The 12530-nt window shown below is 48.1% G+C and carries 9 protein-coding genes and 2 pseudogenes; all 11 read left to right on the top strand.

Annotated features, from left to right (window positions below; translation table 11 throughout):
* The 11 genes and pseudogenes from ACTNEN_RS02135 to ACTNEN_RS02085 all read left to right on the top strand — a co-directional run bounded on the left by ACTNEN_RS02135 (position 1) and on the right by ACTNEN_RS02085 (position 12273).
* Positions 1-513 (top strand): hypothetical protein, encoded by a 513-nt coding sequence (locus tag ACTNEN_RS02135; protein WP_441204420.1) that lies wholly within the window; start codon positions 1-3, stop codon positions 511-513.
* A 49-nt stretch (positions 514-562) separates the two neighbouring features.
* Positions 563-691, top strand: a pseudogene (locus ACTNEN_RS02130) (Maff2 family mobile element protein); the annotation flags it as partial.
* Between the two features lie 724 nt (positions 692-1415).
* On the top strand, positions 1416-3299 hold the full coding sequence (gene ltrA / locus ACTNEN_RS02125) for a group II intron reverse transcriptase/maturase (RefSeq protein WP_441204419.1): 1884 nt from the start codon (positions 1416-1418) through the stop codon (positions 3297-3299).
* Between the two features lie 151 nt (positions 3300-3450).
* Positions 3451-3549 (top strand): annotated as a pseudogene (locus tag ACTNEN_RS02120) (Maff2 family mobile element protein); the annotation flags it as partial.
* Between the two features lie 281 nt (positions 3550-3830).
* Positions 3831-4964 (top strand): Fic family protein, encoded by a 1134-nt coding sequence (locus ACTNEN_RS02115; RefSeq protein ID WP_441204418.1) that lies wholly within the window; start codon positions 3831-3833, stop codon positions 4962-4964.
* 266 nt (positions 4965-5230) lie between these two features.
* Positions 5231-6097 carry a VirB6/TrbL-like conjugal transfer protein, CD1112 family gene (locus ACTNEN_RS02110; protein WP_441204417.1) on the top strand — a complete coding sequence of 289 codons (867 nt, stop codon included), beginning with the start codon at positions 5231-5233 and terminating at the stop codon, positions 6095-6097.
* A 27-nt stretch (positions 6098-6124) separates the two neighbouring features.
* Positions 6125-6550 (top strand): PrgI family protein, encoded by a 426-nt coding sequence (locus ACTNEN_RS02105; protein ID WP_441204416.1) that lies wholly within the window; start codon positions 6125-6127, stop codon positions 6548-6550.
* Positions 6522-8993, top strand: coding sequence for a VirB4-like conjugal transfer ATPase, CD1110 family (locus ACTNEN_RS02100; RefSeq protein ID WP_441204823.1), 2472 nt, complete (start codon positions 6522-6524; stop codon positions 8991-8993). The genes ACTNEN_RS02105 and ACTNEN_RS02100 overlap by 29 nt, the downstream gene beginning before the upstream one ends.
* Entirely contained in the window at positions 8993-10753 is a 1761-nt protein-coding gene (locus tag ACTNEN_RS02095) for a C40 family peptidase (protein ID WP_441204415.1), read from the top strand. Before ACTNEN_RS02100 ends, ACTNEN_RS02095 begins: the two co-directional genes overlap by 1 nt.
* A 19-nt stretch (positions 10754-10772) precedes the next feature.
* Positions 10773-11045 carry a DUF4315 family protein gene (locus ACTNEN_RS02090; RefSeq protein ID WP_441204414.1) on the top strand — a complete coding sequence of 91 codons (273 nt, stop codon included), beginning with the start codon at positions 10773-10775 and terminating at the stop codon, positions 11043-11045.
* Entirely contained in the window at positions 11035-12273 is a 1239-nt protein-coding gene (locus ACTNEN_RS02085; protein ID WP_441204413.1) for a CD1107 family mobile element protein, read from the top strand. Before ACTNEN_RS02090 ends, ACTNEN_RS02085 begins: the two co-directional genes overlap by 11 nt.
* Positions 12274-12530 lie beyond the last annotated feature (257 nt).

The following is a 12530-nucleotide window of genomic DNA, read 5'->3' as shown; positions in this document are numbered from 1 at the left end:
ATGGCAGATGAAAACAGAATACCGGATTCGGTCCCCGACTTTGTCAGGGAGGCTGAGGAAGCGATGGCAAGAGGGGAAACTTTTGAACCGCCGGCGGAAGTGACAATTAAGTTTGGAAGAGGACTCGTTGGCGATCCGTTTACCTCGAAAAGCGGGAAGGAGCTGGTGGAAGTAAAGATCCCGAATCCGGATCAAAGCGACAGCCGGCCCTGGGAATCCTTTGTGATTTCACCAAAGATGATTCATGACAACAAATTCGGCAAGGGTGTGTGGATGAAGCTCCCCGAGGACGGAACAACCAGACTGTCCAGATCCGTGAAAACAGGCATGAACGAAAACGGGATGCCTGTCTGGGGGCATGAAACCCGGGAGGTATCCAATACAGAGCTCAAATCCCTGCTGGAAGCTTACAAGAATAAAGACAGAGGCTCGGTACTTTCGGATCTGTCTGAACGGAGAGCAGGATCATCGACTGGAAAGCCTCATGGAAGATCTTCCATGAAGGAAAGATAAGAACCATTAATCCCAATTCAATCATCTAATTTTAAGGAGGAAATTCATTATGGAATTTTTCAACAGCGCAATCACCGTACTGCAAACTCTTGTTGTTGCACTTGGTGCAGGTCTTGGCATCTGGGGAGCAATCAACCTTCTGGAAGGTTACGGCAACGATAATCGTGCGACACGTTCGTAAGTGAAAAGCTTGCGCACAAAGTCGAAGGGCACTGACCCGAAAACTTTGGAGAACTGATATTCCGATTGGTGAAATGAGGGAGTAACGCCCTGAAGCGCCTACCTAATACTCCGAATGGCAGGAAACCTTGCAACAGGTTTCCCCAAAAGATGTTATAGAGCTCGGTGAAGTCGGCAGAGAGCAGTCGTAAGTATGGTTTTCAGACGATACACGAAAGCTGTCCAGCGGTGGATGGTGCTGCCTATATGCCGGGGTTCGGTTACCCATGGTCAGGATGATAGAGATATCTGACGAATTTCTGAATGTACGAGTCTAAACGTTGATACTGTCGAAAGGCAGTACACCTTTTACGGTGGTATCCGTGGATAAGTAAGACTGGTTGTTATGAAAGTCCATGCATCGTTACAGGCGGTGCGGTTATGCATGACCGGATACAGGCTTAGAGGAAAGACCTAAAGGTATCCAATGATAGGAATATCGGAACGTGGAAAGCTGGGAACACGGAGGCTGTTGCAGGCCGATGAAGTGGTGGATGGGAATACCTTCGCGAGAGGGCAATAACCATTCTTTATTCCAGTGAGAGCAGTGGCATGGTACCTGTGAAGCCGTGAACAAGTAAGCGGTGGAGGGACGGCCACAAGTCGAATTCAGTAAAAATCATAAAATACACAACAAACACAGCTTCGAGTATGACAAAGAAAATCCAAACCGGAAGGAGAGGATGCCTGTGCCCACTTCGGAGCAGCAAGAAAGGAAAAGCAAACAGAGAAAAATCCGCAATTCAGAGTATTACGATATGGAGTCAGCCTTTGACCGTCTGTATGCCGAAAGTAAAAATGGAAAAACCTTCAATCACCTGATGGAAATCATCGAGAGCGAGGAAAACATCAAGCTGGCGTATCGGACGATTAAAAAGAATACAGGAAGTAATACGGCTGGTGTGGATAAGCGGACGATAAAAAGCCTCATGAAATTAAGTGAGGAAGAATACGTCCGCCGGATACGAAATCAATTCAGCAACTATCACCCGCGTCCCGTAAGGCGTGTGGAGATACCAAAGCCCAATGGAAAGATGAGACCGCTGGGAATCCCTACGATCATAGACCGCATTGTCCAACAGTGTGTTCTACAGGTCATGGAGCCGATCTGTGAAGCAAAGTTCAGTGAGAATTCTAACGGGTTCCGCCCGAATCGTTCTGCTGAAACAGCGATTGCACAGTGTATGCGGCTGGTGCAGGTACAGCACCTGTATCATGTCGTTGATCTTGACATCAAAGGATTCTTCGACAACATCAACCATACAAAACTGATTCGTCAGATATGGGCATTGGGAATTCGTGACAAAAAGCTGATATGCATCATTAAGGAAATGCTGAAAGCGCCGGTCATTATGCCAAACGGTGAAAAGGTTTATCCGACCAAGGGAACACCACAGGGAGGAATCCTGTCACCTCTACTTGCAAATATCGTATTGAATGAACTGGATTGGTGGATTGCTTCCCAATGGGAAGAAATGCCAACCAAAACAGAATTCAAGATAAGAGAAAATGCGAGTGGCACAAAGATCAAGAGCCATGCCTACAGAGCTTTGCGCAGAAGCAGACTGAAAGAAATGCATGCGGTCAGATACGCAGATGATTTCAAAATCTTCTGTTCCTCTCACGAGGAAGCTGTCAGGGCCTATAAAGCTACAGAATTATGGCTGAAGGACAGACTGGGGCTAGATATCAGTCCTGATAAATCCAAGGTCGTGAACCTGAGACGGCAGTATTCTGAATTTCTCGGATTCAAGCTGAAAGTTCGTAAAAAGGGCAGAAAATATGTCATTCGGTCTCATATGAGCGATAAGGCGTACAAAAAGGCACATGAAAAGTTATCCGAAGAAGTGAAGAAGCTGGCTCATTCGTCAGAAGAAGCACAGTTCATGCAGTTACAGAAATACAATTCTGTTGTTGCAGGACTTCACGAATACTACTGTATTGCTACAGAAGTATCCCATGACTTCGGAAAGCTTGCCTTCAGTATTAACAAACAGCTCAGAAACAGGCTGAAAGGCGATCTGTCCAAAACAGGATATCTCAAGGATGGGTTTATCAAGCGGAAATATGGAGAAAGCAGACAGCTGAGATTTCTTCACAAGCGGCCTGTGGTTCCGGTGGGATTTGCACAGCCCAAGAACGCCCAGCATAAACGCAAGGCGGTCAATAAGTATACGGTGGAAGGTCGTGAGTTGATTCATAAGAATCTTCAAATTGACACAGAAACAATGCTTTGGGTGATGCGTAATCCTGTCCGGGGTCGATCTATAGAGTATGCGGATAACAGGATTTCACTGTATGCGGCACAGTACGGAAAATGTGCTGTCACTGGGGAGACAATGGCTCCTCATGACATCCACTGTCACCACAAGCTGCCTGTCAGCAAAGGTGGAACCGATGAATATGCCAACCTGATTTTGATTAAGAAGGATGTGCATACCATCATCCATGCAACACAGGACCCAACCGTCGAGAGACTCCTGAAATTCCTTAATCTTGAACCAAAACAACTTGTAAAGCTTAATAAGCTTCGTGCATTGGCAGAAATGCCGCCCATTATTCTTTGAATGAAATGCTGTAACGAAGTGTGTAAGTTGTGTGCTTCATGTCCCAAAACTACTGAATTCGATGGAACGCCGTGTGCGGTGAAAGCCGCACGCACGGTGTGGAGCGGGGGAAAATCCTGAGATAATTTCAAGGGATTACCTATCGCTATCCGGTGCGAAGTCCCAGGGCATGAAGCAGCTGATGGCAGGCGGCGGTGTCGCCCTCATCGGTATCACCCTTGTACCGCTGCTTTCCGGACTTTTTGGCTGATCTCCAAGTGAACTTATTTCTTGGGCAGAAAAACGTGTCAGGTGACTCATGTCACCTGACATACATATTGGGACAAGTATAATAAATTGAAAAATGCTGGACTAAGTGATATTATAGTTCAAAAATATCGAATATATTAAACTAAGATAATGCTTGTTCTAAAGAGGTGGAGATAATTAGACCAAAAAAGGTTAAGTCTAATAATCCTGAGAATATTAGAACCAGCGAAAAGCAAGTATAAAATTCCGAAAATCATTAAACTAATCGAGAGGAGTTCCAATATGAATTTTGAAGATATTTACCAGAACGTTCCAGAACCTCATGTCCCGGAAAAGCTGCCTATAGAATTAAGTAACATATTGTTTGACAAAGATATTATTCGTCTGATTTCAAGAGCAAATAATGCACTGGGCGCATATAGAGGATTCCTTGTAAATACTATAAATCCGATGCTACTTATTTCCCCATTGGTTTCACAGGAAGCAGTCCTGTCATCGAAGTTAGAGGGTACACACGCTACGATAGAAGATTTTATTAACTATGATGCAGGTAATCAGGTTTCTGTTTCTAAAGATGAAATGAAAGAGGTAATGAATTATAGAAGTGCGCTATTCTATGCATTACAAAAAATGTCGACGATGTATGACGATTCAGAGGAAGGAAGACATAAACTGCCGTTATGTACACGTTTGATTAAGGAGATGCATAAAATTCTTCTCGACAATGTACGAGGTCAAACAAAAACTCCTGGTGAATTTAAAACAGAGCAGAACTATATTGGTAGTGCGAGTGCTATATCATTCACACCATTACCTCCTGAACTGACGAACGAATACATGGGGAATTTAGAGCAGTATATTCATTATGATGAAGTGGACTTACTGGTTCAGGCAGCTCTTATTCATTGTCAATTTGAAATGATTCATCCTTTTAAGGACGGAAATGGGCGTATTGGGCGGTTACTAATACCTCTTTTTTTGTATTATAGAAATATGTTACCAGTGCCTACATTTTATATGAGCGCTTATTTTGAAAAAGATCGTGCTTTATATTTAGAGAAACTTTCTGCTGTATCTAAACACAATGATTATGCCACATGGATCAAATACTTCCTGGAAGGAGTTGTAGAGCAGGCTGAGATCAATACGCAAAAAGCGAAAGCAATGCTTGATATATATAATAAATTTAAGGAAATTTGCATTTCTGACATGAGTTCGAAGTATGCGATAACGCTTTTAGATGAGATATTTAAAAGACCTGCATTTAAGGCAACGCAAATACAGGATGATATTCCGGGAAGCAAGGCAACACTATATAATATGTTAGATGAGTTCGTAGCTAAGGGAATTCTCAATAAGGATGAAAAGGTAAGAAATACGACGTATTCCTGCCCAGCTATTTTAAAATTATTATGAGTCTGAAATAAATTATGGCAGAAAGTTTATAGATGGCAGATATAAAAAGATTTGCTTCTAAGGAAAAGACAGAAATATTACATAGCCAAGGCTGACCGATCATCAGCTTTGGCTATTTTTTTGCCTTTTCTCTGCAGGTGCACATGCCGGGAAGTGAGGCTAAGCTTTTAATATTCTGATCATATAAAACAAATAATCCGCAGGAGGAAATATTTATGGCGTTCATCAACATTGCAGTCCCGGTACTGCAGAAAGGAGCGTAGTTTTTGAACAGTGTACTCGAACAGATTGGTGAATGGCTCAAGGGACTATTGATCTCTGCCATCATGGACCAGCTTTCGGGACTGTTTGACTCGGTGAATACACAGGTTGGCGATATTGCAACGCAGGTGGGACAGACTCCGGCGAACTTTTCTCCCGGAGTCTTTTCCATGATCCGGAATGTTTCCGAGTCAGTCATCATTCCGATAGCAGGTCTGATCCTGACCTTCATTGCCTGCTATGAGCTGATCCAGATGATTATTGATCACAATAACCTTGCCAACTTCGAAACCTGGATCTTTTTCAAGTGGGTCTTCAAGACCTTTGTCGCTGTCACGCTGATTACCAACACATTTCCCATTGTCATGGCGGTGTTTGATGTCTCACAGCATGTGATCAGCAACGCCGGGGGAATCATTGCCGGAAGCACAGCCGTGGATGCGTCAGGGCTGGAAAACATGAAGGAAACGCTGGAAGCGATGGAACTTGGCCCGCTCTTCGGCCTGTTTCTCCAGTCCATGATTGTACAAGTAACCTTAAAGGTGCTTGGTGTCGTGATCTTTGTCATTGTCTATGGAAGGATGATCGAGATTTATCTCATGACGAGTCTTGCACCGATTCCGTTTTCTACCTTTGGGAATCGGGAACAGAGCATGGTCGGGCAGAATTATCTCCGGTCCCTGCTTGCGCTCGGCTTCCAGGGATTTCTCATCATGATCTGTGTCGGCATTTATGCCGTGCTGATTCAGAACATTTCCTATTCGGATGACATCATCGCGTCCATCTGGGGAATTCTCGGATATACGGTGCTTCTTTGTTTCACGTTGTTCAAGACGGGAACGCTCGCCAAGAGTGTATTCTCGGCGCATTGATGATGGCAGTCAGAAGGAGGTTCGTTAATGGCAGCCTATATTCCAGTCCCCCGTGATCTCACGAGGGTAAAAAGCAAGATTTTATTTAACCTGACGAAGCGGCAGCTTCTCTGCTTCGGACTGGCGGCACTGATCGGAGTGCCGTCTTTCTTTTTGATCCGGCGCAGCGGCAACATCAGCATGGCGGCAGTCTGCATGATCGTGATCATGATGCCGTTCTTTCTTCTTGGGATGTATGAGAGGGACGGTCAGCCGCTGGAGAAAATTGCAAAGCAGTTCATCGAGGCCAAATTTGTAAGGCCCTGTGTCCGTCCCTATCAGACCAACAATTATTACGCTGTCCTGATTCGTCAGGCGCAGGCAGAAAAGGAGGTAAATCGCATTGTTTTCTCTGACAAATCCGTTTCGAAAGACAGAACAAAGAATCCCAACCCTTCCAAAAAATCTGAGTAAATCCCAGATCCGGCAGATACAGAAGGTGATTGATCATGCCCGGAGGGATGATGGTATTCCACGCACCGCACAGCAGTCGATTCCGTTTCAGCGCATGTTTCCGGACGGAATCTGTCGTGTGACAGACCGCTACTACACCAAAACCATTCAGTATCAGGACATCAATTATCAGCTTGCCCAGCAGGAAGACAAGACCGCCATTTTTGAGGACTGGTGCTCCTTCCTCAACTTTTTTGACAGCTCGATTCACTTTGAGCTGTCCTTCATGAATATGGCAACGGATGCGGAGAGTTTTGAGAAAAAGATCCGCATTCCCGGCAGGAACGATCACTTCAACGAAGTGAGAAACGAATACAGCCAGATGCTGAAGACGCAGCTCGCGCAGGGAAATAACGGCCTCACGAAGACAAAATACATCACTTTCGGTATTGAGGCGGATTCCATGCGGGAGGCAAAGCCGAGACTGGATCATGTGCAGATGAACCTCATGAACAACTTCAAAAGGCTCGGCGTTTCGGCCAGGCTGCTGAATGGCAAAGAGCGTCTGCAGCTGATGCATGACATGTTTCACATGGGCGACAATGACCGTTTTTATTTTGACTGGAACTGGCTTGCCGGAAGCGGTCTGTCCGTAAAGGACTTCATCGCGCCGACTTCCTTCTCGTTTCCCGGCGGCAGAACCTTTACCATGGGCAGCCTCTGTGGCGCTATGAGTTACCTCCAGATTACGGCATCCGATCTTTCCGACCAGCTGCTCAAGGACTTTCTGGATATGGAATCGAGCGAAATTGTCACCATGCACATTCAGTCTGTTGATCAGACGGAAGCGATCAAGCAGGTGAAGCATACCATCACGGAGCTTGACCGGAGCAAGATCGAGGAACAGAAAAAGGCGGTCCGGTCCGGATACGACATGGATATCATTCCATCGGATCTGGCGACCTACGGCAGGGACGCAAAGGCATTGCTGAAAGAGCTGCAGCAGCAGAACGAGCGTATGTTTCTGGTTACTTTTCTTCTGATGAACACCGGAAGGGATGCGCAGGAGCTGGAAAACAATGTTTTTCAGGCATCCTCCATCGCCCAGAAGCATAACTGCAATCTCAGAAGGCTTGATTTCCAGCAGGAGCAGGGCCTGATGAGTTCCCTGCCGCTTGCGTATAACCAGATCGAGATTCAGAGGGCACTGACGACAAGCTCGACAGCCATCTTTGTCCCTTTTACAACGCAGGAGCTTTTCCAGTCCGGAAAGGAGGCTCTGTATTACGGCCTGAACGCACTCTCCAACAATCTGATCATGGTAGACCGCAAGAAACTGAAGAATCCGAACGGCCTGATCCTTGGAACGCCCGGATCCGGAAAATCGTTTGCGGCGAAGCGAGAAATCGCTAATGCATTTCTGGTGACGGATGACGATGTAATCATCTGCGATCCGGAGGCGGAATATACGGCACTGGTCAATTGCTTTGAAGGACAGGTGATTAAAATCAGCCCGACCAGTACACAGTATATCAATCCGATGGACATCAATGAGTCCTACTCGGAGGAGGATAACCCGTTGGCGCTGAAAGCGGACTTTATCCTTTCGCTGTGCGAGCTGATCGTCGGCGGCAAGGAGGGCCTGCAGCCGATTGAGAAGACGGTCATTGACCGCTGTGTGCACCGGATTTATCAGAAATATTTCGAGGATCCGAAGCCGGAGAACATGCCTCTTCTCGAGGATCTGTACAATGCGCTTCTGATGCAGGAGGAAAAGGAAGCACATCGTGTGGCAACGGCTCTGGAAATCTATGTGAAGGGTTCGCTGAATCTCTTCAATCACCACACCAATGTGGACATTGAAAACCGGCTTGTCTGCTATGACATCAAGGAGCTCGGAAAGCAGCTGAAGAAGCTTGGCATGCTGATTGTGCAGGATCAGGTATGGGGCAGAGTTACTGCCAACCGCAGCGCCGGCCGTGCCACCCGTTACTACATGGATGAGTTCCACCTGCTCCTCAAGGAAGAGCAGACGGCTGCGTACTCGGTGGAAATCTGGAAGCGCTTCCGGAAATGGGGCGGCATTCCGACAGGAATCACGCAGAATGTGAAGGATCTGCTGTCCAGCCGGGAGGTTGAGAACATTTTTGAAAACTCGGACTTCGTGTACATGCTGAACCAGGCAGCGGGTGACCGGCAGATTCTGGCGCAGCAGCTGAATATTTCCTCTCATCAGCTCTCCTATGTGACGCATTCCGGGGAAGGTGAGGGACTTCTGTTCTATGGCAGTGTCATTCTTCCTTTTGTGGATCATTTCCCGACAGATCTGAAGCTTTACAAGATCATGACGACAAAGCTCAGCGAGGTAAAGGCACCGGAAAGGAAGTATGAAGAGGCAGAAACGGTAAAGGATAAGGGAAAAGATGAGAACAGCAGAAAAGAGCCTCGCGGAAAGGAGGCATGATGGCAGGGAAAGCAACGCGCCTCCGGTTTACGGAGGATGAGCTGGAAAATCCGAAGCTGCGGCGGGCTGCAGAGAAGGCAGACCGGGCAGCGGACCGGGCGGACCGCGCTGCAGAGAAAATCCGGAAAAAGCGCAGACCGAAATTAAATACGGATCAGAGGTCACAGCGCAAGGTGCGCTTAACCTTTGAAAACGAGACTGCCCCTGCCTGCGAAACTGCCGGCGGGGGCAATCGTTTCAGAAGGACTTCTGAGTTCGTATCGGGAGCCGTGCATGGAAAGGTTGCCGCGGAGAATCAGGATGACAATGCTGCCGTGGAGGCGGCAAATACCGGAAGCGGTATGGCGGAAGGCGGAGTGCATGCCGTGGAACATGCATCTTACAGCAAAAAGCTGAAGTCCTGTGACAAGGCAGAGAAGCTGATGGACAAATCTGACATCGCAAACGTGGAAGCACTGTATCAGCAGCGGATGGCAGAGAACCCGGAACAGTTTTCCAATCCCATCTCCCGCTGGCAGCAGAAAAGAGCCATCCGCAGGGAATATGCTGCAGCCCGCCGTGCGGAGGAACACGCAGCAGAGGCAGGAAGTGCTGCAGGCAAGAGCACACAGGCAGTCCGGGGAATTGGCCAGAAGCTCTCGGAACTGAAGGATCATGTCTTTGAGTACGCGGCGGAGCATCCACATGTGCTCCTGATCACCGGAGGACTGGCTCTCCTGCTCCTGCTGGTCTGCTCCTCGATGTCTTCCTGCTCCTCTTTTCTGCCGGGAGGCTCCGGTGCTGTTGTGGCTACGACATTCACCGCCAACGATGAGGACATTATCGGGGCGAACGACGATTACAAGGCGATGGAAGCCGGTCTGTCGGAGCGGATTGACCGCATTAAATCGGATTATCCGAGCTACGACGAATACAACTTTAATCTCGACGAGATCGGACATGACCCGTATCAGCTGACGGCGTACCTGACTGTCTTCTTTGAGGATTATACGCGGGATGAGGTTCAGACAGCGCTGAAGCAGCTGTTTGATCAGCAGTACGAGCTGGAACTCGCGCCGGAGACAGAGATCCGTACCCGGACAGAGACAAGAACCGGACACCGCACCGTGCGCAACCCCGACGGGACAACAGACCGCGAGGAATATACGTATGAGGTTGAGGTGGAGTATGAGTATCACATCCTGAATGTCACGCTCAGAAACAAGAATCTCGGTCATATTATCACGGAATCGGGCGGGATGTCCGGGGACCAGGCCGAGCGGTATGCGGTTCTGTTGGAGACGAAAGGCAACAAGGCCTATCTCTTCGCGGATGATCCCTATGTAGCAACTTCGGATGCGTATCTGGATTATGACATTCCGGGTGAGGCACTTACCGATACGAAGTTTGCCAACATGATCCATGAAGCAGAGAAATATCTGGGTTATCCGTATGTATGGGGCGGATCATCACCGTCGACGAGCTTTGACTGCTCCGGCTTTGTCAGTTATGTCATCAATCACTGCGGCAACGGCTGGAATGTAGGCAGACAGACGGCGGAAGGCTTAAGAAACTCCTGCTCCATTATCCCGGCAGGCGCAGCACAGCCCGGAGACCTGATTTTCTTCCAGGGAACGTATGAAACCGCAGGTGCATCGCACGTCGGCATTTATGTTGGCAACAACATGATGATTCATTGTGGCAATCCCATCCAGTATGCGTCCATCGACACGCCTTACTGGAGGCAGCACTTCTACTGCTTCGGGCGACTGCCGAACTGAAATCACGGAGGTTCAGAACATGACAAAACTTGAGAAGATCGGCGCGGATCTGGAAAAGGCCCGCGTCAGACAGAAGGAATGGACGACGCGGGTTAAAAATCTCGAGGAACGATACCGTGAGGAGGAAAATGCCGTGATCCACGACATGGTTCATGCGGCAAATCTCTCACCGGAGCGGCTGGCGCAGATCATCGCCATGGCAGAGAAAGGTGCCGTCGGGATTTATACGCAGCCGGAGGAAACCAAAACAGAGAATGTGACTACAGAGGAGGATTCAGAACATGAAGATTAAAAACCTGATTGCAGGGATGCTGACTGTTGTTATGCTTGCAGGTCCTGGGACAATGACCTGTTATGCCGCTGGCAGTAGTGAAGCTGATGCTGTTTCTGTGAATGCGGCATCCACGGAAGAGACGGCGGACAGCGCTTCATCAAAGGAAGCTCCTGCCGTGTCTCCAAAGGGAGAAGAAAGTAAGGTTGCGGAGACGACAGGGGATCCTGCCGCAGACGGTGCTGCGGAGAACAATGAGAAAGCCCCAAATGAGGAAAAGCCTTATACCGTTACAGTAGATGAAAATGGAAATACGGTTTATTCCATCGGGGACTGGAAATGGAGCTGCGAACAATCGGATGAGAGTGCCTCTTCCGGAATCGTAAACGACAAGGTCAGCAGCTATCTTCATCTGCGCTCCGGAAGCGGAATGGAATATGACATCATCGGACATCTGCTTCCCGGCGAGGAGGTGCAGGTGGTCGGGGAAGACGGCGAATGGTATCAGGTCGTTGTTCCGGAAAAGACCGGGTATGTCAGCAAGGATTACCTGAAGGTACTGGAAAAGGAAAAGAAGGACGGAGCCATTGATCAGGAATTCATGGAAAAAATGCTGGGCCTCATGATGGAGAGCATGGAGGATGAGAAATCGTCTGCTCCTCTCACGCCCGATGGCAACATGACGCTGGTGGATGATATCGGATCTTCCACCGGGGCCGGCAAGCAGTTTATCACGCTGGTAACCAAGAACGGCAATTATTTCTATCTGATTATCGACCGCGATGAGGACGGCAATGAGAATGTCCATTTCCTGAATCAGGTAGATGAAGCTGACCTTTTTGCCCTGATGGATGAGGACGAAGCTACGGCGCTTCAGACAGAGAAAGATAACAAAGCCACAGAAAAGGAGAAAACAGCGGCGAAATCGGCTGCGGCGGCCACTACTTCGGAAGTGGAAGAAATAAAACCGGAGAAAAGCAAGCCGGCAAAGAAATCGGTCAATGTGCTTCCACTTGCTGCAGTGATCATCCTGCTGGCAGCGGCCGGCGGCGGATATCTCTATCTCCAGACCAAAAAGAAAAAGAAGACAGCACAGAAGCCGGATCCCGATGCAGATTATGAACAGGACGAATCCGAAGAGGAATATGAGATCCCCGATGAAGACGATGAGGAAGAGACGGCATCGGCCGAAGATCCTGTCGAAGAATCGGAAGAATCAGAGTCGGAAGAGCTGGATCAGGGCGAGTAATGCAGGGCTATGGCACAGCCCGGGGCGCGGGAATGCGCCCTTACATAAAAATGAACAGATTCTTTCCGAAAAGGAAGGAACAGATGCATAGCCCGCGGAGATTATTCCGGGGCTTTTTTAACAGAAGGACGAACAGGAGGAAGTCATTATGAAACTTGTTTATGTGAAGCTTTACATAAACTAACTTATGCATAGTCATACATTATGAGACGTAAACGTCTCCATCACCTCTCTTTCCATAATAAAATCGACAATTA

Source organism: Oribacterium sp. HCP28S3_H8, from assembly GCF_052064775.1.
GTDB lineage: Bacteria > Bacillota > Clostridia > Lachnospirales > Lachnospiraceae > Oribacterium.
The sequence above is the reverse complement of the archived record's forward strand: the minus strand, read 5'-3'. Positions and strand labels throughout refer to the sequence as shown.